30 protein-coding genes and 2 pseudogenes are annotated in these 19,983 nt (G+C 50.5%); 8 read left to right on the top strand and 24 right to left on the bottom strand.

Annotated features, from left to right (window positions below; all coding sequences use genetic code 11):
• Positions 1-57 precede the first annotated feature (57 nt).
• From bglH to QZF50_RS03285, 3 genes are read left to right on the top strand one after another with little or no spacing between them, the layout of a single operon-like run.
• A complete protein-coding gene (bglH, locus tag QZF50_RS03295; RefSeq protein WP_000489871.1) occupies positions 58-1,674 on the top strand; it encodes a carbohydrate-specific porin BglH in 1,617 nt (538 codons plus the stop codon).
• A 26-nt stretch (positions 1,675-1,700) separates the two neighbouring features.
• Entirely contained in the window at positions 1,701-2,870 is a 1,170-nt protein-coding gene (locus tag QZF50_RS03290) for an esterase family protein (RefSeq protein WP_001307476.1), read from the top strand.
• A 14-nt stretch (positions 2,871-2,884) separates the two neighbouring features.
• Positions 2,885-3,607, top strand: coding sequence for a glucosamine-6-phosphate deaminase (locus tag QZF50_RS03285; RefSeq protein ID WP_061892609.1), 723 nt, complete (start codon positions 2,885-2,887; stop codon positions 3,605-3,607).
• Between the two features lie 61 nt (positions 3,608-3,668).
• On the opposite strand, the gene cbrC is transcribed toward QZF50_RS03285, so the two are convergent.
• The 3 genes from cbrC to yieH form a co-directional block, all read right to left on the bottom strand.
• Entirely contained in the window at positions 3,669-4,256 is a 588-nt protein-coding gene (gene cbrC, locus QZF50_RS03280) for a PF03691 family colicin E2 tolerance protein CbrC (RefSeq protein ID WP_000193071.1), read from the bottom strand.
• A gap of 48 nt (positions 4,257-4,304) precedes the next feature.
• Complete coding sequence (locus tag QZF50_RS03275) at positions 4,305-4,778, bottom strand: protein CbrB (protein WP_001472550.1); 474 nt, start codon at positions 4,776-4,778, stop codon at positions 4,305-4,307.
• A 66-nt stretch (positions 4,779-4,844) separates the two neighbouring features.
• A complete protein-coding gene (yieH, locus tag QZF50_RS03270; RefSeq protein ID WP_000078043.1) occupies positions 4,845-5,510 on the bottom strand; it encodes a 6-phosphogluconate phosphatase in 666 nt (221 codons plus the stop codon).
• A gap of 166 nt (positions 5,511-5,676) precedes the next feature.
• Here yieH and adeP point away from each other — a divergent pair.
• Together adeP and QZF50_RS03260 are read left to right on the top strand one after the other, a co-directional pair.
• A pseudogene (gene adeP / locus QZF50_RS03265) lies at positions 5,677-6,750 on the top strand (adenine permease AdeP); the annotation flags it as partial.
• Between the two features lie 196 nt (positions 6,751-6,946).
• Positions 6,947-7,108, top strand: a complete 162-nt coding sequence (locus QZF50_RS03260; protein WP_171840579.1) for a hypothetical protein — start codon at positions 6,947-6,949, stop codon at positions 7,106-7,108.
• Between the two features lie 3 nt (positions 7,109-7,111).
• Here QZF50_RS03260 and QZF50_RS03255 read toward each other — a convergent pair whose 3' ends face one another.
• From QZF50_RS03255 to QZF50_RS03175, 18 genes and pseudogenes are all read right to left on the bottom strand, one after another.
• Positions 7,112-7,744: a hypothetical protein gene (locus QZF50_RS03255; protein ID WP_000460689.1), complete on the bottom strand. Its 633-nt coding sequence runs from the start codon at positions 7,742-7,744 to the stop codon at positions 7,112-7,114.
• 114 nt (positions 7,745-7,858) lie between these two features.
• Positions 7,859-8,257 carry a Mor transcription activator family protein gene (locus QZF50_RS03250; protein ID WP_001281696.1) on the bottom strand — a complete coding sequence of 133 codons (399 nt, stop codon included), beginning with the start codon at positions 8,255-8,257 and terminating at the stop codon, positions 7,859-7,861.
• Positions 8,229-8,678 (bottom strand): regulatory protein GemA, encoded by a 450-nt coding sequence (locus tag QZF50_RS03245; RefSeq protein WP_171840582.1) that lies wholly within the window; start codon positions 8,676-8,678, stop codon positions 8,229-8,231. Before QZF50_RS03245 ends, QZF50_RS03250 begins: the two co-directional genes overlap by 29 nt.
• Positions 8,671-8,886, bottom strand: coding sequence for a hypothetical protein (locus QZF50_RS03240; RefSeq protein WP_061892607.1), 216 nt, complete (start codon positions 8,884-8,886; stop codon positions 8,671-8,673). Before QZF50_RS03240 ends, QZF50_RS03245 begins: the two co-directional genes overlap by 8 nt.
• Positions 8,876-9,106: a hypothetical protein gene (locus QZF50_RS03235; RefSeq protein WP_061892606.1), complete on the bottom strand. Its 231-nt coding sequence runs from the start codon at positions 9,104-9,106 to the stop codon at positions 8,876-8,878. Before QZF50_RS03235 ends, QZF50_RS03240 begins: the two co-directional genes overlap by 11 nt.
• Entirely contained in the window at positions 9,103-9,786 is a 684-nt protein-coding gene (locus QZF50_RS03230; RefSeq protein WP_061892605.1) for a DUF2786 domain-containing protein, read from the bottom strand. The genes QZF50_RS03235 and QZF50_RS03230 overlap by 4 nt, the downstream gene beginning before the upstream one ends.
• Complete coding sequence (locus QZF50_RS03225) at positions 9,783-9,998, bottom strand: hypothetical protein (protein WP_061892604.1); 216 nt, start codon at positions 9,996-9,998, stop codon at positions 9,783-9,785. The genes QZF50_RS03230 and QZF50_RS03225 overlap by 4 nt, the downstream gene beginning before the upstream one ends.
• Positions 9,991-10,311 (bottom strand): annotated as a pseudogene (locus QZF50_RS03220) (hypothetical protein); the annotation flags it as partial. The pseudogene QZF50_RS03220 and the gene QZF50_RS03225, both read right to left, overlap by 8 nt.
• 59 nt (positions 10,312-10,370) lie before the next feature.
• The gene (locus tag QZF50_RS03215; protein WP_061892602.1) at positions 10,371-10,673 is read right to left on the bottom strand and encodes a hypothetical protein; all 303 of its coding nucleotides are present in this window, start codon (positions 10,671-10,673) and stop codon (positions 10,371-10,373) included.
• A 9-nt stretch (positions 10,674-10,682) separates the two neighbouring features.
• On the bottom strand, positions 10,683-10,955 hold the full coding sequence (locus QZF50_RS03210) for a hypothetical protein (protein ID WP_061892601.1): 273 nt from the start codon (positions 10,953-10,955) through the stop codon (positions 10,683-10,685).
• The gene (locus QZF50_RS23730) at positions 10,952-11,146 is read right to left on the bottom strand and encodes a hypothetical protein (protein WP_000576354.1); all 195 of its coding nucleotides are present in this window, start codon (positions 11,144-11,146) and stop codon (positions 10,952-10,954) included. The genes QZF50_RS03210 and QZF50_RS23730 overlap by 4 nt, the downstream gene beginning before the upstream one ends.
• A 97-nt stretch (positions 11,147-11,243) precedes the next feature.
• Positions 11,244-11,774, bottom strand: a complete 531-nt coding sequence (locus QZF50_RS03205) for a host-nuclease inhibitor Gam family protein (protein ID WP_061892600.1) — start codon at positions 11,772-11,774, stop codon at positions 11,244-11,246.
• A 27-nt stretch (positions 11,775-11,801) separates the two neighbouring features.
• A complete protein-coding gene (locus QZF50_RS03200; protein WP_061892599.1) occupies positions 11,802-12,071 on the bottom strand; it encodes a hypothetical protein in 270 nt (89 codons plus the stop codon).
• Between the two features lie 2 nt (positions 12,072-12,073).
• Positions 12,074-13,240 (bottom strand): AAA family ATPase, encoded by a 1,167-nt coding sequence (locus QZF50_RS03195; protein ID WP_242391570.1) that lies wholly within the window; start codon positions 13,238-13,240, stop codon positions 12,074-12,076.
• 10 nt (positions 13,241-13,250) lie between these two features.
• On the bottom strand, positions 13,251-15,020 hold the full coding sequence (locus QZF50_RS03190; RefSeq protein ID WP_061892597.1) for a DDE-type integrase/transposase/recombinase: 1,770 nt from the start codon (positions 15,018-15,020) through the stop codon (positions 13,251-13,253).
• Positions 15,021-15,023: 3 nt separating this feature from the next.
• Positions 15,024-15,935, bottom strand: coding sequence for a hypothetical protein (locus tag QZF50_RS03185; protein WP_000533819.1), 912 nt, complete (start codon positions 15,933-15,935; stop codon positions 15,024-15,026).
• A gap of 10 nt (positions 15,936-15,945) precedes the next feature.
• Entirely contained in the window at positions 15,946-16,254 is a 309-nt protein-coding gene (locus QZF50_RS03180; protein ID WP_000047758.1) for a helix-turn-helix domain-containing protein, read from the bottom strand.
• Positions 16,255-16,306: 52 nt separating this feature from the next.
• Entirely contained in the window at positions 16,307-16,495 is a 189-nt protein-coding gene (locus QZF50_RS03175) for a DNA-binding protein (protein ID WP_000123378.1), read from the bottom strand.
• Here QZF50_RS03175 and QZF50_RS03170 point away from each other — a divergent pair.
• Positions 16,476-16,934 carry a helix-turn-helix domain-containing protein gene (locus QZF50_RS03170; protein WP_224154089.1) on the top strand — a complete coding sequence of 153 codons (459 nt, stop codon included), beginning with the start codon at positions 16,476-16,478 and terminating at the stop codon, positions 16,932-16,934. The genes QZF50_RS03175 and QZF50_RS03170 overlap by 20 nt on opposite strands.
• 116 nt (positions 16,935-17,050) lie before the next feature.
• Here QZF50_RS03170 and QZF50_RS03165 read toward each other — a convergent pair whose 3' ends face one another.
• Entirely contained in the window at positions 17,051-17,815 is a 765-nt protein-coding gene (locus QZF50_RS03165) for a DNA adenine methylase (RefSeq protein ID WP_061892596.1), read from the bottom strand.
• A 194-nt stretch (positions 17,816-18,009) separates the two neighbouring features.
• On the opposite strand from QZF50_RS03165, the gene QZF50_RS03160 reads away from it, so the two are divergent.
• The gene (locus QZF50_RS03160; RefSeq protein ID WP_000035330.1) at positions 18,010-18,390 is read left to right on the top strand and encodes a hypothetical protein; all 381 of its coding nucleotides are present in this window, start codon (positions 18,010-18,012) and stop codon (positions 18,388-18,390) included.
• Between the two features lie 251 nt (positions 18,391-18,641).
• Here QZF50_RS03160 and QZF50_RS03155 read toward each other — a convergent pair whose 3' ends face one another.
• Positions 18,642-18,857: a hypothetical protein gene (locus tag QZF50_RS03155; RefSeq protein ID WP_021537372.1), complete on the bottom strand. Its 216-nt coding sequence runs from the start codon at positions 18,855-18,857 to the stop codon at positions 18,642-18,644.
• On the opposite strand from QZF50_RS03155, the gene QZF50_RS03150 reads away from it, so the two are divergent.
• On the top strand, positions 18,856-19,260 hold the full coding sequence (locus tag QZF50_RS03150) for a hypothetical protein (RefSeq protein ID WP_000972293.1): 405 nt from the start codon (positions 18,856-18,858) through the stop codon (positions 19,258-19,260). The two genes, QZF50_RS03155 and QZF50_RS03150, sit on opposite strands and share 2 nt — an antisense overlap.
• Here the strand turns inward: QZF50_RS03150 and QZF50_RS03145 are convergent.
• A complete protein-coding gene (locus tag QZF50_RS03145; RefSeq protein ID WP_061892595.1) occupies positions 19,236-19,979 on the bottom strand; it encodes a hypothetical protein in 744 nt (247 codons plus the stop codon). The genes QZF50_RS03150 and QZF50_RS03145 overlap by 25 nt on opposite strands.
• Positions 19,980-19,983: the final 4 nt, after the last annotated feature.

The following is a 19,983-nucleotide window of genomic DNA, read 5'->3' as shown; positions in this document are numbered from 1 at the left end:
TTCAGAACAGTCTGGATGCGATACGTTAATTCTTTCTTTGCACCATAAAGGGATATTATGTTTAGACGAAATCTTATTACCTCTGCCATCTTATTAATGGCACCGTTAGCCTTTTCTGCACAATCATTGGCTGAATCATTAACGGTGGAACAACGCCTTGAGTTATTAGAAAAAGCGTTAAGAGAAACGCAAAGCGAACTCAAAAAGTATAAAGATGAAGAGAAGAAAAAATATACGCCAGCGACGGTGAATCGTAGCGTAAGTACGAATGATCAAGGGTATGCCGCCAATCCGTTCCCGACCAGTAGTGCCGCAAAACCTGATGCTGTACTGGTCAAAAATGAAGAGAAAAATGCCAGTGAGACAGGCTCGATTTATTCTTCCATGACTCTGAAAGATTTCAGTAAGTTTGTGAAAGATGAAATTGGCTTTAGTTACAACGGCTATTACCGTTCTGGTTGGGGGACCGCCTCTCATGGTTCACCTAAATCATGGGCGATTGGTTCTCTGGGCCGCTTTGGTAACGAATACTCCGGCTGGTTTGATTTGCAGTTAAAACAACGTGTCTACAACGAAAACGGCAAACGGGTTGATGCCGTTGTGATGATGGATGGTAACGTTGGTCAGCAGTACTCAACCGGCTGGTTTGGCGATAACGCCGGTGGCGAGAACTTTATGCAGTTCTCCGATATGTACGTTACCACCAAAGGTTTCCTGCCCTTTGCGCCAGAGGCTGATTTCTGGGTGGGTAAACACGGTGCGCCGAAAATTGAAATCCAGATGCTGGACTGGAAAACGCAGCGTACTGATGCCGCAGCGGGTGTAGGTCTGGAAAACTGGAAAGTCGGTCCGGGTAAAATTGATATCGCGCTGGTTCGCGAAGATGTCGATGATTACGATCGCAGCCTGCAAAACAAACAGCAGATTAATACCAATACTATTGATTTACGCTATAAAGATATCCCGTTATGGGATAAAGCGACCTTAATGGTGAGTGGTCGTTATGTCACGGCAAACGAAAGCGCATCGGAAAAAGATAATCAGGATAATAACGGGTATTATGACTGGAAAGATACCTGGATGTTCGGCACATCTTTAACGCAGAAATTTGATAAAGGTGGCTTCAACGAATTCTCCTTCCTGGTTGCGAATAACTCTATCGCCAGTAACTTTGGCCGTTATGCTGGCGCAAGTCCATTTACCACCTTTAATGGTCGTTATTATGGTGATCACACCGGCGGAACAGCAGTTCGTCTGACCTCGCAGGGCGAAGCCTATATCGGCGATCATTTTATTGTGGCTAACGCGATTGTTTACTCCTTCGGTAACGATATTTATAGCTACGAAACAGGCGCACACTCTGATTTCGAATCTATTCGTGCGGTTGTTCGCCCGGCCTATATTTGGGACCAATATAACCAGACAGGTGTTGAACTGGGCTATTTCACCCAGCAAAACAAAGATGCGAATAGTAATAAATTTAATGAGTCTGGTTATAAAACCACGCTCTTCCATACCTTTAAAGTCAATACCAGTATGTTGACCTCGCGTCCGGAAATTCGTTTCTACGCCACGTATATCAAAGCCCTGGAAAACGAACTGGATGGCTTCACCTTCGAAGACAATAAAGACGACCAGTTTGCTGTCGGTGCCCAGGCTGAAATCTGGTGGTAATGGAACTTAATGAAAGGAATATTACGATGAATATAAAAATTGCTGCTTTAACGCTGGCTATTGCCAGCGGTATTTCTGCTCAGTGGGCCATAGCAGCGGATATGCCAGCCAGCCCGGCACCCACTATCCCGGTGAAACAGTATGTGACTCAGGTCAATGCCGATAACAGCGTGACCTTTCGCTACTTTGCCCCTGGGGCAAAAAATGTCTCTGTAGTGGTGGGTGTTCCGGTTCCGGACAATATTCACCCGATGACCAAAGACGAAGCAGGAGTCTGGTCGTGGCGCACACCTATCCTGAAAGGCAACCTGTACGAGTATTTTTTCAATGTTGATGGTGTACGCAGCATTGATACAGGCACCGCAATGACTAAGCCTCAGCGCCAGGTTAACTCCAGTATGATTCTGGTGCCAGGCAGTTATCTGGATACGCGTTCTGTTGCGCATGGTGATTTGATCGCCATAACTTACCACTCCAACGCATTGCAATCTGAACGTCAGATGTATGTCTGGACCCCGCCAGGATACACCGGCATGGGCGAGCCTTTGCCAGTGCTCTATTTCTATCACGGTTTTGGTGATACCGGACGTTCCGCTATCGATCAGGGGCGTATCCCGCAAATCATGGATAACCTGCTGGCTGAAGGGAAAATTAAACCGATGCTGGTGGTGATCCCGGATACCGAAACCGATGCGAAGGGCATTATTCCCGAAGATTTCGTTCCTCAGGAAAGACGTAAAGTCTTTTATCCGCTGAATGCTAAAGCGGCAGATCGCGAACTGATGAACGATATTATCCCGCTGATTAGCAAGCGTTTTAATGTCCGTAAAGATGCCGATGGTCGCGCGCTGGCAGGGCTTTCACAAGGCGGGTACCAGGCGCTGGTTTCCGGAATGAATCATCTGGAAAGCTTTGGCTGGCTGGCCACATTCAGTGGTGTTACCACGACAACCGTACCGGATGAATGTGTCGCGGCCCGGCTGAACGATCCGGCAGCTATTAACCAGCAACTACGTAATTTTACTGTGGTCGTTGGTGATAAAGATGTCGTAACCGGCAAGGATATCGCCGGGCTGAAAACTGAGCTTGAGCAGAAAAAAATTAAGTTTGATTACCAGGAATATCCCGGCCTGAACCATGAAATGGATGTCTGGCGGCCTGCCTATGCAGCCTTCGTACAGAAATTATTTAAATAAAATAAGGCATTAAGATGAAATTAATCATTACCGAAGATTACCAGGAAATGAGCCGTGTCGCGGCACACCATCTGCTTGGTTATATGTCGAAGACGCGTCGTGTTAACCTGGCAATTACCGCCGGTAGCACGCCCAAAGGCATGTATGAATACCTCACCACCCTGGTTAAAGGTAAGCCCTGGTACGATAACTGCTATTTCTATAATTTCGATGAAATTCCCTTTCGTGGCAAAGAGGGAGAAGGCGTAACGATTACCAATCTGCGTAATCTGTTTTTCACCCCTGCGGGGATCAAAGAAGAGAATATCCAGAAGCTCACTATTGATAACTACCGCGAGCATGATCAGAAACTGGCGCGTGAAGGCGGCCTGGATTTGGTGGTGCTGGGATTAGGTGCAGATGGTCATTTTTGTGGCAATTTGCCGAATACGACCCATTTCCATGAGCAAACCGTGGAGTTCTCGATCCAGGGAGAGATGGTTGATATTGTGGCACATGGTGAGTTGGGCGGCGACTTTTCGTTAGTGCCTGACAGCTACGTGACGATGGGGCCGAAAAGCATCATGGCGGCGAAAAACTTGCTGATAATTGTCAGTGGCGCAAGTAAAGCGCAGGCACTGAAAAATGTGCTGCAAGGTCCGGTTACCGAAGATGTTCCAGCTTCCGTGTTGCAGCTGCATCCTTCGCTGATGGTAATCGCTGATAAAGCCGCTGCCGCAGAATTAGCGCTCGGTTAAGCTGAAGAAATAAGGCCGGATGTATGAATTACGCTCCGGCCTGTTCTCATTATTTAAATAACTACGAAAAATCACCCCACAGTCTCAGCTTGCCGCAGTGGAGACAGCGGAAGAGATAACCCTGACAATCACCACGCTTTTGCAGGCATTTAGCTAGATCAGAATTTCTAATACCGAAATTCTCACAATCTTCTTCAAGGTTGGCAAATTCATCGAGGCGATCTTTTATATCATTCCAGCCCACATAGCCGATAAAAGCACAGAAATCGCCACAATGCGCAAGCCAGAATTCCTGTTGCCATCCATGATAACCTGGCGTGCGTTCAACCAACTCTTTCAGCATTTCATCAGGATATGTGTTCTTAATACCGGCAAATTCGTCCTCTTCATCATACTCAAATTCAACACCTTCTATGCTGGCATCATCCTGAAAACTACCTGCAAACTTTTCAGCAGCAGAACCGTCCGCAATACACCACGGACAGAGATGTTCAACTTCATCAACGCAATAAAAGGGACCCGAGTAATAAACTGACGTCTGTTGTTCACAGCAATCGCACTCTACGGTTTTATCCTGTTCAAATGCGCCTGTTTCCAGTGGCTTGGGATGATATTTGAATTGGGGTAACGGCCTGATATTTTGAGTCATAGTAACATCCTGTCTGCTTTTGAGTAGCCCAAAGATAAAGTATCCCGCTTAACTTAAAGAGTCTGTTTCAGGACATGAAATATCCAATCCGGGCAGACGGGTAATGATTCTGCTCATCACCACACCTGCCAGCAATGCAGGAATGATGCGGACAACGAGACTGTCACCAGAAAGAATGTTTTCAAACAACTCCGAGGAAGCCATGCCCTTAATATGTACAATAACTGCACAATAGATCTCGGTGATAACGACGCCACCTATGCCACCAGCCAGACAACGATAATTTTTCTGTGACCCGATCTTTTCCGGCAGACAGGCGACCATCACGCCGGTTAACAATGCAGGAATAGCTCCCGTAGTAATCGACAATAAGAGAAACAATGGAAGTACCTGTATTATTACCAAAATAACCAGCGGTTCTTTTGCGAAGAATATGTAGAGGACAAGAAACAGAACACCAATTAACGGTCCTAAAACCGCAAAATAAAGTCCGTGATGTATTACCCGACGTGAAACAGACATATCAAACTCCCTTTACTTACCTTTGAGCGCCAATTTAAGCGGGGTAAGTGAAGGGAGTGTGAAGAACTATGCCGTAATATCCCAACCACGCGCTTTCCACAGTTCCGGTAACTGCGAAAGATGGGTAAAGGTGGTGACTTTCGGGTGAACGATCGGCTTATTGTGCGGGTCGGCGCAGAAGTAGAACACTTCCATACCTGCGTCGATACCAGATTGCGCACCGGCAACTGAGTCATCAACCAGAATGCAGTTTTCTACATTTACATTCATCGCTTTTGCCGCATGGAACATTAACGCCGGGTCTGGCTTCCAGCGCTGAATATCGTAGCCGCTGAACAGTTTATCCGGGAAGTAGTGCAACATATTCAGCTTGCCCATAGAATGCTGCATTTTGTTATTTGGGCCGTTAGATACCACACACATTGGCGCAGTGATCGCTGACAGGAGCGCTCCAGCCCCTTCGATGGCTTCCAGTTCTGAATCGAACAGCCGAGCGACTTCTGCACGGTAAACGTGTTCAGCTTCTGTTTTCGCTAACGTAACACCATGTTCAAGGGAAACAATATCGATAATTTCGTACAGTTTTACACCTTTGAAACGTTTGAATACCTCTTCAGGATCGAGCGTAATACCAAATTCCTGAAACATCGTTACATATGCGCGGGAGCAAATGACTTCACTGTCGACCAGCGTACCGTCGCAGTCGAAAAATACCGCTTCTATCTGGGACATGTCTTTCCTTTATCGTTAGTTTAACGTTTTCGTCATGCCAATTCGCATGACGCAATCGTTGCCGTATAAGCAAATACAATGAAAAAAAGTTATCTTCAGCCGTCCATATTGTCTCATTTTGGTATACGATAGCGACGGATTTTCCCTCCTTGTTCGGAAATAGATAATGAGTCAACAACACACAACCCAGGCTTCTGGCCAGGGGATGCTGGAACGCGTGTTTAAACTGCGCGAACATGGCACGACGGCACGGACCGAAGTGATCGCCGGTTTTACCACCTTCCTGACGATGGTTTACATCGTTTTTGTTAACCCGCAAATTCTTGGCGTTGCTGGCATGGATACCAGCGCCGTCTTCGTTACTACCTGTCTGATTGCTGCATTCGGCAGTATTATGATGGGACTGTTTGCTAACCTGCCAGTTGCACTGGCACCCGCTATGGGCCTGAATGCATTCTTCGCTTTTGTCGTTGTACAGGCTATGGGCTTGCCGTGGCAAGTCGGGATGGGCGCAATCTTCTGGGGCGCGATTGGTCTGCTGTTACTGACGATTTTCCGCGTTCGTTACTGGATGATTGCTAACATTCCGGTAAGTCTGCGTGTGGGCATCACCAGCGGTATCGGTCTGTTCATTGGTATGATGGGACTGAAGAATGCAGGTGTGATTGTCGCTAACCCGGAAACGCTGGTCAGCATCGGTAACCTGACTTCTCACAGCGTGCTGCTGGGGATCCTCGGCTTCTTCATCATCGCTATTCTGGCCTCGCGCAACATTCACGCGGCGGTGCTGGTTTCCATCGTGGTGACAACGCTGCTGGGCTGGATGCTGGGTGATGTCCACTACAATGGCATCGTTTCTGCGCCGCCGAGCGTAATGACTGTCGTGGGCCATGTAGATTTAGCCGGGTCGTTTAACCTCGGGCTGGCAGGGGTGATTTTCTCTTTCATGCTGGTCAACCTGTTTGACTCCTCCGGTACGCTGATTGGCGTGACCGATAAAGCAGGCCTGGCGGATGAGAAGGGTAAATTCCCGCGCATGAAGCAGGCGCTGTATGTCGACAGTATCTCTTCCGTGACCGGTTCGTTTATCGGTACTTCTTCCGTTACGGCTTATATTGAGTCCTCTTCCGGCGTATCGGTTGGCGGTCGTACCGGTCTGACGGCAGTGGTTGTTGGTCTGCTGTTCCTGCTGGTTATCTTTCTGTCGCCGCTGGCGGGAATGGTGCCAGGCTACGCTGCATGATCAGACATGAGATAAATGAAGGGGGATCCGTGAGATAAATAACGAATTGGAGTGGGTTAACATGGGTTCTGGTGAACAGAACTGAAATTCTTTTTCGCTATACGATAGATAAGTCGGACATTGAAATCATCCTTTCTGGCAACTTAGAATCGAGTTTGCTGAAACATGACCCGTAACAAAAAGGATGATTCCAATGACTACTCAAAACAATAAGCATGACAGCCTTGATTACTCAGAAAGGCCCAAAAGCAAGCACATCGTGACGTTCGAGCGCGATTCCGGTAGAAAAGGAGAATCGTCTTCCTCTGCCAATAAAACCACTATGCCGGCAGCCCCTGCTCCAGGGAAAAAATAAACATCATTCATCGTTCGTTGCACGAACGCGCCTGATCTCCACTCTGGCAATCTGATCTGCTGGAATATAGGTTGCCAGAGCTCCCCAGTACTTATCAACCACGCCTTTATACTCTTCCCATTCGTTACTGCCTGAAGGGCTGCTGTGCGTGACGTAAAGAACCATATCGCCTTTATTCCCCAGGGTAAACGGACCGTTAGGCCACTCTTCAAAGTTCCCTGGCAGTCGTGACATCATACCGGAACCATCGCGAAGAATCACTCTGACCTCGGTAACGCTGAAGCCTGTTTGATCAAACATTGCCTGCCATGCTGAGCTGGTATCGTCAGACCATGAAATATCATTATTCCACAGTAATCTGTACATCCATTTGCGACCGTACCTGCGCCACCACGCACCGCATGTAACGGCACACAGAAGTGCTGGTGGTGTTGCCAGCCAGGCATTCAGACCTGCCCACATAACTGCCTGGTAAGCCATCATTGCTGTCAGGCCAAAAATCAGCGAAGAAAAAGTCACCTCAATGGGCTTGTGGTGATCCTTCAGTCCCACATTCGCAATAAAATACCCAATATAGCCACTGGTCAGGGTCACCAGTGTTGCCCATGGCAGATTTAACAACGAAACGTCAAACATATTTTCTCCCTGCATCCTGAATACTAAAGAAAGAGCATAAAAAAAGCACGGTAAGGGGTCTACCGTGCTTTTATACAATAAAGAGATTTTTGAAAGGACTTTAACAAGCAGGAATTATCTGGATTTGTTAACGTCTTTCGTCTCCTCTGGCAGATCTTCATCAAACAACCTGCCCTGCATCCGATCCAGTTCTTCTTTTCTGACCCGCTTAACCACGCTGTAGACCCACTGAAGCGAAACACCAAACTTGCGGGCCAGTTCGTGGTGGTTGCGTCCGTTAAACTCCCTGAAGATTTCCCGGTCGCGCTGACTGACCTTCCATACCATGCCCATCGGGAAATAAACGTTTTGCCCGCCCCAGACCTGCATCATTCGGTTCGCGACGGCCTGACCAATCTGGTCGGCAATTGCGGGCTCAATATCAATAATCTCGCGAACGGTCTCAGAGGTATGCTGTGCCAGTTCCACCAGGAGTTCCGGCCCTTTACTTCGAAACTGATTCAGGTCGCTCATGTTTTACTCCCGCAGCTCTGCGCTGCCACTTCTTCAGTTTCTCAATAACACTGCTTGCCTGTTCAGTACTGAGCCAGCGCAGGGCGCTGATGCCCGTTTCCCGCTTGATCCACCGCGCTAATGCATTTTCTGAACGGTCACGAACAATGCCGGCAGCAGCCATTTCAAGCCATAGCGCACGGATTTTCCTGGACTGCGGATGGTTATCCAGCTGTAAACCGGAGCTGGCTTTTCCGGCAGGCTTAACGCGAAAGCCTTTCCTTTTCATGGATTCCAGCACGCAGTTTAGTTGTGTGGTATCCATTCCTTTGGTTGAGGCTTTACCGGTCAGCCCCTCTAACATCTGGCGGTAGGTGTCTTCATCCATACCCAGTTCATTACGGGCAATATGAATGAGCTGGATAAGACGTTGTTTAGTCATCATCGTTGCTCCTTTTACCTGCGCCACCGATATAATCGACATATAAAGGAAGCGCCACAGGCCAGCACAGGAACATCACCGACCAGCTAATCCAGTAGCCGGCACCACTGTAACGTGAATAAAACCCTGAACGGCGCTGCAGTTCAGCAGTACACCAACCGACAAAACAATACCAGAACAGGGCACATACAACAGATTCAGCCGTCATTCTGAATATCCCCCCAACTGATATGAATATTACGGGCAGCAATGACTGGGTCGTTATTCCACCATGCACCTGACATATATTTTTCAACCTGTTCGCGTCCGGCAATAACACCAATTGTGATCCCCGGCCTGACGTTCTTAAAAAAGGCGCGGGCAAAAAGGTATCTGGCAGATATTCGGCAGGCTTTTAATTTCCGGCTGTTACCTGATAACGTCATCATCTGGCCTCCAGTTTCTGCTGTTCCCGCCCACTGACCGGTCGGTGCAGTCTGACGTTCTGCCCTTCTCGAAACCCCGCATAGCGCGAGGTGTCGCCATTGCGACTTCTTCCCGGTTTACGCGCCCTGGTGGTTTGCGTCTGCGGGTATTTATGTTCCAGCCACTGCTGCATCAGTTCACGTTCGTCATCGGTCAGGGCGAAGGACTGTATTTCACTGATAACGGCCAGCACCCAGCCTTCAGCAAACTGGTCTCCACGGCTGGTGCGGGTGGCGGTTTTTATTCTTTTGTTCTGTGTACTGATATACTGCTGACGCGCCTTTTTCAGCTGACGGGCCAGCACTTCCCAGGTGTACGCAGCCAGTGCGGCCCGTTCCCGGTTGCCGTAGAACCCCACACCCGGATATGTGCCGGGGTGAATGATGGAGTTAACACCAAATGCCTCGCGGATGATGTTCATCAGGCCCAGCATGTAGCGCGGCGGACGGAGGCTGCCTGTCGGCCAGTAGTGACTGATGGTTTCATCAATATCACTCATGGCGATGTCGGAATGTGTGATGCCGTGAACATCCATCAGTTTACGGGCGCGGCGCAGTGCCAGAGCAGCCTCATGCGGGTTGCCGGATGCTGCCAGCGCCAGCAACTTTTTCAGTTTCTCAATGTGCTTATCCTGGTCTGTCATTGTTCAGTATCTCCGGTATTTTTTTGCTGTTCCCATGCCCGAACAGCGTCGGACAGCTCTTTCAGGCTGTATGCTGCTTTAAGCTTTACCCACAACCACTGCGTCACCACGTGGGTCAGCAGGGCAACCAGGGCGAATCCGGCGCAGATGCACACGGCTATACCAGTAAGCAGGAAAGCCCATACCACAATTTCCATAATGGTGTCAGTCACCGGTACCTCCTGTGGTGGTCTGGTCAGGTGCGGCGTGTGTCCTGTGGTATTTCCTGAACCAGTGGTACAGGGCAGCCAGTTTTCTGTCGATAACTTCAGTTTCCCTGTTGAAGTATTCCTGTGCCTCTTTCTCCTCTTGCGGCGGCAGTTCGCCCGGCCCACACAGGGTGTTGTAAATCCACGCCATGCCGTTCCTGGCATCACCGGTGGCCCGCCACTCAATCACTGCAGCTTTCATGACAACCAGATTGCGCCCGAAGTACAGGTCCACCTCTTCAAATCTCTTGCGCAGGTATTCGTTTTCGTCTTCCAGTACCCGAATACGCTGTGCAACATCTTCAGGCGTCAGTTGTGGCGTCTGTTCAGTGCAGTTCATATGATTTCTCCGGTGTATGTGACGCCCAGCCGTGCGGCAAGGCGTTCCAGTTTTTTCTGTTTGTGGAAGTCAATCAGTCGGTCCATCCCCTGAAGGCGCAACTGCTCTGTCATGATTTCCACGTCTGCCAGTTCTGCCGCGAGGTCACTTTCGCTGCCCTGTCCGTTCAGGTTGCGGGCAGCACAGGCTGCCAGTTCAGCGGCCTCTTCTGTCAGTTTCAGTGACTGTGCATCCGGCCCGAAACGCTGCAGGGCCAGACGATAGAGGGCGGTGCGTGTGCGTATGGTGTTACGTGTCATGCCGCGCCCTCAGTGCTTCCGATCGACGGTGATGTTCAGGTTGCCTTCTGCAGTGGTTTCCATCCGGTACGGCACTTCGTGCTGTGCCGTATGGGTGAGTGTGTTCACCAGTACCTGCAGGGCAGCCTCCTTTCCGTTGGTCGCCACAATGGCCTGAGCGGCCATGCTGATTAGCGCCGTCAGGACGTGCTTCACATCAGTGAGGTCGCGGCATTCACACTCGTTGACATAGTGTTCAACAAGGAGTCGGGTGCGCTGTCGTGCTTCCTGTGGGGTAATCATTGCGCGTCCTCCCTGTCAGGGCGGGAGAATTCCATGACGGGCACGTCCGCCGAAAAATGCTGGCTGCAGTACGGACAGACCAGGGTGACACGTACTGCAGGTACGTGGTACTTACCGGACATCACGGCGATGGCGCTGTGAAAACGCAGGGCTGTTATATCCCTCTCGCACTGAATACATTTAAATATCATGATTTAATTCTCCTCTGTTTCCGGCGTGCAGAAGCCCACGGCGCTGACGCCGGAATAAAAAAGAAAATGTTTTTATTAAATAATTAACGTGGTGTGTTTACTGCACATCCTGTTCAAAAGGAATTATTGAAAAATCCTCAATATCGCTTTTTATGGTAATACCGGGAATATTTTTCACAGCCTCTTTTTCATTCAGGATAGCGTCTTTATTTATTTCCTCTTTTACACGAATAAAGCGCTCAAGCCCCAGACGTCTCAGTAGTTCAATAACATTATCCGCCCCGCGAATGCTGACTGACGGTGGACGGTTTCGCCACTGCACCTCGCCAGTGGTGAGGTTAGCGAACTTCACCTTCCCGTTGCCGGTCAGTTCGTCACGGTGCGCCTCACACCATGTCTGGATACCGGACTGCAGTTCGGCCATGCGTTTTTTCAGGCTCTCGGTGAGCGGGGCATAACGAGCGGTGATATCGCCAATGGCGTCATTCATTTCTGTTTCAGCCCTGACCAGTTCACGTTGTGCGTCACCGAGCAGTCTGATTCCCTCAATGACCTCTTCACGTGTCCCCGGCACCCAGAGTGCTGCTGCGGCCTTGATACGTTTTGCCCCTTTTGTACTTTTTGCCATATTTTATGACTCCTCCTGTTGTGCTGATTACCACAGAGATTCCGGCCACACGACGCGACAGCCGTGCAGTTCGAAAACGCCCTGACGGAAATGTCCCCTGTGGTCATGACCGGTATACAGATAACTGGCTTTCCCCTGCTCAAGCATGCGCATGCAATGCGCACTCCTGGAAACGCGAATGACAGGTTTGTTACCCCTGATGGTGATGCTTTGTACATCCGTGTTCGTCGCCTTAAGCGCCATAATGGCTGACAGCACTTTGCTGATTTGCTGGTTGATACCTGTGGTGGATTTCATTATTAAACCCCTTTGACAACGTCAGCGTTGACCTGTGGAACCCCGATTTCAGCAGCCAGATTCATGGCGGCTATTACCAGGTTACTGACGGCCAGCGGATACAGCAGGCTGACCCTGTTTTTACGATGACTTCCCGGATTGCTCAGGCGGGCACGTATGGCATCCACTGCGCTGGCGTCCATAATGTCCGTCAGTTGTTTACCGGCCCGTTGCAGTTTGAACGTCAGAAACTCTTCAAGGTGATTGTCCAGAGGCAGAAGTTCGACCACCTCACAGCGCTGAACGACTTCACGGACTTCCATATTGCGTTCAGACAGTTTTGTCGCCAGTTCCGGCTGGCCACTCAGCACGATGGACAGCAGTTTTTTGAAACCGGACTCCAGCTCAAAAAAGCGTTTGAGGTGTTTCAGTGTCGGAATGGGCAGGCTGTGGGCCTCCTCAATCACCAGAACGTGGCTGAACCCCGCCTGGCTGCTGTCTTTCAGGACGCGATGCAACTGGCGAAAGCGGGCGTCCTGACTGCGTCTGATGCTTTCCAGTGGTGCAATGGTACTGATAATGGCTTCGGCAATCGCTGCTGCCTTCAGAGTTTTCCCTTTCACATCGTTGTCTTCCATAGCGATGACGTATGGCTCGATAACAATTACCGGCGCATTCTCGCGGTTGATTCGTTCAGTCAGGTCGCGGCGCAGCGTGGATTTGCCCGCACCGGACTCACCGATGACGGCCATAAACCCACCATGACGGGCTGTCTGGTACAGCGCTTCACGCACATAGCGGATGTCCGGGGTGGTGAACACATCATCAGAACCCTGCATGGCTTCGTCGGCGAACGGGTCACGGAAAAGACCAAACGCTTTTTTGGTTGCTGGAAATAACACCTGTTTTTTGAGTAACATATTCTCTTCCTCACTGAGGCTCGTTTTATCTGTGGTACCCGCTGTACGGGGCGTGGCCGCGCCCTGTACAGCATCAAAACTCTTCGTTGTATCAATCCCCTGACTTTCCAGCCAGGACGCAAGACGCCGGCGCACTTCTCCGGGGCGGGTGCGGGGCCACGCGTTATGATTCACAATCTGGGCCAGCGTGGCCTCAGAAACATCGACAGCTCTCGCCACCACCGCCTGTGGGATACGGGCCTCTTTCAGTTGCTGCTTCAGTACCAGCATGTTTTCCTCCTCAGTTGCCGTTAACAATGCTGATAACACTGCTGCGGACCGGCGTGGTCAGCGTGGCCATGACTTCATCCAGTGCGGCTTCCGGTACGCCGTCCGGGTACTGTGCCGTTAACTGGCGGTAATGTTCCGGCGTCCAGGTAAGGCCGTTGGCGCTGAACTTATCGCGCAGGGCTTTCGCGGCCTCCACATGAGTCATGGGACGTTGTTCAGTGCGCGGCCCGCGTACGTCAGAGGCCTGACCACGCTTCGGCATATAGGCCGGAAGTGTGGCGTCATCAATATGTTTATACGGGTCAAGTCGTCCGCCGAACGGCAGTGCCTTCGCCTTGCGTGCGGCAGCTGCATCTGCGGCGTTGTCTGTACCGGTGACCAGCGCTTCGGTTTCTTTTGCCGCCATCTGCGCCGGGGTTTCCGGCAGGGCTTTGTAACTTTCGCCAAATACCGCCGCGCCTTCAGCAAAGCCAAACTCGTTCTTTCTGACCTCTTCGACCAGGAAGAACGTCTCGTGGCCGTCCTCACCGGTCAGAACCACCTGTGCCACATCGCTGCGCCACGGGTTACGGGTAATCATCAGTTTTTCACCGACCAGTACGCCCGGTACCGTTGATACGTCAAATTCAGTGCCCCGGAACGAGACACGAAGTTTTGGCGTGACTTTGCGGAGTTCTGGTGCCGCCACAGCCAGTTCACGACATACCTCAACGGAAGGCGCTTTTTTCAGCTGCTCAGCAGTAATCTTCAGCCAGATATCCGTGCGGGTTTTACCGTGGCGGCTGTGAACAGCCGTGGCGTTAAAGTGGCTGCGCCATTTCGCGGCCAGCGCGTTGAGTTCTTCCAGACTGTGAACCGGCCGGAACTTCAGACCCGGCTCCAGCTTGCGTTCGATAATGTCACGCGCCTTTTCCACCTGTCCGGTGGCGCGGGCGTTATGCGGCCTGTGCGCTATCAGGTCGATGCCCAGTGAGCGGCACATGTTTTTCGTCATACCCGCGGTGTTCGCCGAACCGGGGTCGAGATAGAGTATTTTCGGCACGCCGTGCAGCACGTCTGCGCCACCGCGCTCCTGCATGGCGTTGATAAGCACAGAACACAGGTTCTCACCGGATTCCGCACCCGTCACATACTCAACGTAAATCCAGCCGCTGGCATGGTCGGTAATCTCGTAACTCCACACGCGGTCACTGGCGATACGGGCAAGGTTAGCGGGCTTGTTCTTGTAGAATTTCGCGCTGTCCATCACCTGCAGCCCTTTATGTCCATTGCTCAGGTAGTAAAGCGTGCATAGTGAGGCGTCAATCTGCCAGACATGATTGGGGTGCAGACTGGCCACTTCGGTATGCGGTGCAGGGGCATCCAGTTGTTCCGGGTGCAGGCCATAGTTACGCAGGGCACGACTGATGGCATCTTCGGACAACGGGAAAAACTCACCGGTGGTTTCATCTGTTCTGCCTGCGGAGATAAAGCCGTTAGCCCGCAGGGTTTCCACTGCATCCGCGATGGAATAAAGACGCTTACCGTTCTTGCGGGTGGCCTCACGCAGTGTGGCAGATATCAGCGCGGCTTCGTCGCGGGTCAGGGCGCTGCGCCCGGCATCGGCGCGTTTTTTGCGTTTATCAGTCACAGAGACCTCCTTCAGCCTGCGCAGCAGAGTGGCGCGGGACATGCCAAGTTCAGCACAGGCAGCGTCGTATATTGCACCGCGTTTACCATGCCCCGCGTCACGTGCCGCGCGGGCGACATAAACCAGTCGTTCAGTCAGGGCAGCATTCATTGGTTATGCCTCCAGCCCGTTAATCTGTGGCGTCGGCTCAGTCAGCCATGAAGGCGCTGCATTGCCTGTTGGCTCGTCCGGCAGGTCAAATGTGGAGCGCAGGCTACGCGCTGTGCTTTCCAGTTGACAGACCAGGCCTGCCATGAAATCTCTGGGGGTATCAATCATGTTTTCAGCACAATATGCGCACAGTGTCTCAAAAGCGCTGGACAGTCGAACGGCGATAGCAGATTCCGCCTCAACCGCTAATGCTGTTACTTCCGCCCGCAGCTTCTTAACCTCCTCATCAGGCTCAGGCGGCTGAATACGGGATTTCTTCTCCAGTCTGGTGGAGAGTGAGTCTATTTTTTCATTTTTGTCGGCGAGTACGCGCTGTTGTGCTGCGTTGGTTTCGCGCGCTTCGCGCAGGGCCTGACGCAATTCACGTACTGACATGCGATCAACATCGTCAAGCGTCAGTCCTGCGACTGTGCCGCCGTCGGCCAGTTCAGCAAGGTCGTCGTCATCTTCAGCAACAAGTTCAAATAATTTTGCCTTACCTAAAAGCGACAACGTTGTCGCTTTTGGCTCTAGTTTTGGTGAAAGGTATTTCAAAGATGCTTTCATCATTCGTTGTGCTGCGCGCACATGCAGACCAAGTTGTTCTTCTACAATTCCAACAAAGTCCCCGTGTGGTTCATTTTCTTTGAGAATAATAAGTCGTTTACCTGCTTCCAGCATGGCCTCAGCGCTCTGTGCCATATAAAACCGAGCCTCATGAACTATGCGATCACGCTCATAGGGCTGACCATCGCCAAACTGCTGCATGATCTCCATGCGATGCTGTGTCATGGCGTTCAGACTGACATTGAGATCATCCGACAGCGGTACCTCGGCGTTCAGTTCAGTGTTAATCGGTGATTTGGTGCGTCCCATTTATTACTCCTTACAAACGACTACCTGAAATGACACGTTGGTTGATTTCGTTAATGCGATCCTGTGCACGTGCCATCTCGTTACTGTGGGCCATAGCGATCTGCAGTAACTGGATGCCCGGCGCGAAACGCCCGTTTTCCAGTTTCAGGGCCAACCCTTCTTCAATGAGGGTGTTGAGTGCCCGGTTGATGTTTGCCGGTGACTCGTGCAGTGCTGCCGCCAGTTCACCGTTGGAAATACCGTTCAGGGCATGACCGCGCAGCGCTTTGAGTACCCGGAGGATGCGACTGCCGGAGCTTGAAACATTCGTCTTACTCATCTGCATACCTCTTTTGCGATATGTGATAACCTTTTACAAAGACTCAAAATCTTCAGGCTGCCTGAGCTGTTGATTTCAGCCCCAACTTCACGGCGATTTCATGGGATTTACCGTAACGGGCTTTGGTCTGCCCATTGAGAACGCGGTATACCTCATTGCGGTTGTAGCCGTTTTCTTCTGCCCAGCGGGTGAAGGTGATCCCGCGCTGGCGGAAGAGAGCTTTGACTTGTTCTGCAGTCATCGTTGTCTCCTTTGTTGATGCAATGATGTTTGCCTTATGTGTGATAGATTATGGTGCAGATTATCTCACCAGTCAACTTAAAGAGTGCAGAAAAACTCACATGATCGGGTTACGTATTAAAGAAGAAAGAGAGCGTCTATCTCTTACACAGCAAGGGTTGGCTGATGCTATAGGTGTGGCAAAGAGAACTTTCATTGATTGGGAAAAAGATCGCACTTCTCCTACTGCAGTGCAGTTATCTGCACTATCAGAAATCGGTGTAGATATTTTGTATGTAGTTACTGGGGTGCGGAGTCAGCCTGTTGTTGCACCTTATGTGTCACAAGAAAAGAAAGAGTTAATGGATGCATTCGACGAAATGAGCCCCGAACAACGGAGGGCAATTCTTGAGGTCGGCAAAGTCTTCATTCAACCCAAACCAAGCAAACTCGCAGGCTGATTTTGACCTGGACACAAAGGGCGCGTGGTTGATCTGGATGCTTTCAGAAAACATCGCCAGTGACATAGTGGAAGTTGTTTGGTTTACCGGAAAGCATTGTGCTTTCCGGTTTTGTTTCAGAAGTTGCAGATTACCAGTTCACGGCGCGGCGTGGGTTTCCCCGCCAGACTGTAGTTGATATTCACCGTCTGTATGTTCAGTTCAGTGAACACCCGACGCATCTGCGGAATGTCATTCACCGAGATAATCATCTTTCCTCTGATGCACCGTGCCAGTTCTGCGAGTAGTGTGTAGTTCTCTTCAGGAAAATCCACACCATAGCCTTCCGTCCCCAGATAGGGCGGATCACAGTAGAACAGCGTGTGCGGACGGTCATAACGCTTAATGCACTGGTGCCAGTCCATGTGTTCTATCACCGTTCTGGAAAGCCGCAGGTGTGCCGCTGACAGTTCTTCTTCAATCCGGAGCAGGTTGAAGCGTGGCGGGGAGGTGGTGGAGGTGCCGAAGCTGTGCTCTGCCACCTTGCCCCCAAACGCCTGCTTCTGGAGGTAGTAGAACCGTGCCGCACGCTGGATATCCGTCAGTGTTTCTTCCGGGGTGATCTGCTGCCATTTGTAGATCTGCCGGCTAACCAGCGCCCATTTGAATTGGCGGACAAATTCTTCCAGATGATGCTTTACTACCCGATACAGATTTACCAGTTCACCGTTGATATCGTTAATGACTTCGATCTTGCTGGGAGTCTTGAGAAAATAAAGTGCTGCTGCGCCGCAGAATGGCTCCACATAGCAGGTATGGAGTGGGAACTGGGGCAGAATGTGTTTGGCCAGACGACGTTTTCCCCCAATCCAGGGGACGATGGGTAAAGATTGTTCTTTCATTATCTGTAAGCCTTTTTCATTAGATGAAAATGCGATAGGCTTCCCTTGTTCTCGAGAACGGAAGAGCCTCGGTTGACTCACAGCTCATACCTGTAAGTTGATGACTCGCCTTGTGTTCGCTGCACAAGGTGAGTCGCTCTTTTCATGTTATTTGCATATTTCATGGGCGACAATTAAAGGGAGTTACTAATACCATGGCCCCAAAAAATATTGAGCGGTTTAATGAAATAGTTGGTGAGATATTTGGGAGACTCTACGAATCTTTCCCCGTCAAAATTGATATAAAGGCAGTTGATATCGTTAGACAGAATGAACTTACTTTTTTTCTTGATACCGTAGACTGGCTTAAAAACAGTGGCTATTTAATCGGGGCGCGTAGTTCTGGGGGGATCCACAACGCAGTGCTAACGGCTAAAGGTCTTGAGGTATTAAACGCTACGCCTGGAAGTCTGGAAAAACCGTTGGGGGCCAGAATATCTGACTCTATAAAAATTGAAGGGAAAGAAGCGTTGCGATCACTGGTTAGCCAGACTCTAGGAATAGGTCTGCAATATATGTCTCGTGGTCTTATGTAATATCGCAAGGCAGCGTTTGCCACCAATCCATGGAACGATGGGTAATGTCTGCGTTTTCATAATCTGTAAACATTTTACAATTATTAAAAATATGGCAGGCTAGTCTGGTCTCGCGAGACTGACTGAACCTCGGTCGGCTCACAGCCACTTCTGTGGGACGATGGCCAGCCCGGTGGGTCCGAAGCACCGGGCTGGTCGTTCTTTCATGATGCGGCAGGGATGAAGTGATTTCTGTTAATGTGGTTTAGGGATTATCCGGGGCGATTTTCTGACCTTATCTGGTCCAGGGCATAAGTAATACCTTCTGCAAAAACAGAAGTATCAAACTGCTTTTGTATTTCCTGAAAATGAACTGTGGCACGACAGACACTCAGTTCTCCGCGATGTAACCGGATAATATCTTCCAGAACATTGTTCACTGCTTCAGCACGGCGCTGATGTTCTGTTAACGTTAATCGGGGATTCATGATGCACTCCTTAAATGATGATTTTTATGCACTCACCGGCAAAATATTCTGCCGATTACTGAACACGCATCCGGCACCTCAGGTTTTGATTTATTCTGGTTTTTTCGATATCCCGGACCAGGTTGATCACGACCAGAAAAAGTGCCGGTATTTTATTGATACGCTGATATGGCTTCGGGATAACAGCTATATTCGTTACTCTCAGTTGCTGGCTGTGGGAGCGGCTGATGTCGTCCTCACGGAAAAAACGCTCCGTCTGCTCAATGCCACGCCGACCCTTCTGCAGCCCCGGCCCGCACCATTTAAAGAGTCACTTCTGGATGCAGTAAAAACCGGTGAAAATGCAGTCATCGCTGAACGCGTATCCCGGATTATGAGTTACGTGTTTAATGAACGTAAGTGAGGTTTATCCGCTGTCTGCATAATCCCGATAGCCAGTGCGAGGGGAAGTAATTCCGGGGAAGTTCTTTCAAACAGCGATTCCCATTCTCCTCTCGCCATCACTCTGTCCAGCCCGCCCTCCAGTTGCATTTCAGCAATCTTCCTGATTTCCCGGAACAACGCCTCTTTGATCACTTCATGCTCAGCTTTATTTTCCGGTGTCAGAATGTATTCGTCGAAGAACCGGGGAGGCTGGTTAACGGGGATTGTGTTCACCGGGATGTGTTCCTGCTTCCCGTACTTCGGGGCCGAAAAACATTCTGTTGGCTGACCAGTGAGTTTACGTAGCTCCTTCATGAGCAGCTCCTGATCGTAAACTGCCATCAGTGCCGCAATAGTGGCATGCAGTGCATCGGGCAGTGTCCATGGGTACTGGCCTGTGGGGCATATAACATCCAGCAGTGCATTCGTCCGGAGAATGCATCCCTCGCTGTATGACATCGGAGTTTTTTCTGTGTATTCCTCCAGTCGGATAAGTGTGCCTGCCCGTGGTTTCTGCCATGTGCTCAGATCACCCCCACTCATACGGCGCTCACCGTCCACGTCTGCGGCGTCGACAATGACGCTGTTTCCGAATTCCTGTTTCACCACTTCCTCTATCCGCGCCAATATGTAACTTTTACCGCTGCCCACAGGACCGGACACGGTGACAGTGATGACCGGATTCAGTGTCTGCGTCATATCG

Origin of the sequence: uncultured Escherichia sp. (genome assembly GCF_948475835.1) — a bacterium.
Classification (GTDB): Bacteria; Pseudomonadota; Gammaproteobacteria; order Enterobacterales; family Enterobacteriaceae; genus ECMA0423.
The sequence above is the reverse complement of the archived record's forward strand: the minus strand, read 5'-3'. Positions and strand labels throughout refer to the sequence as shown.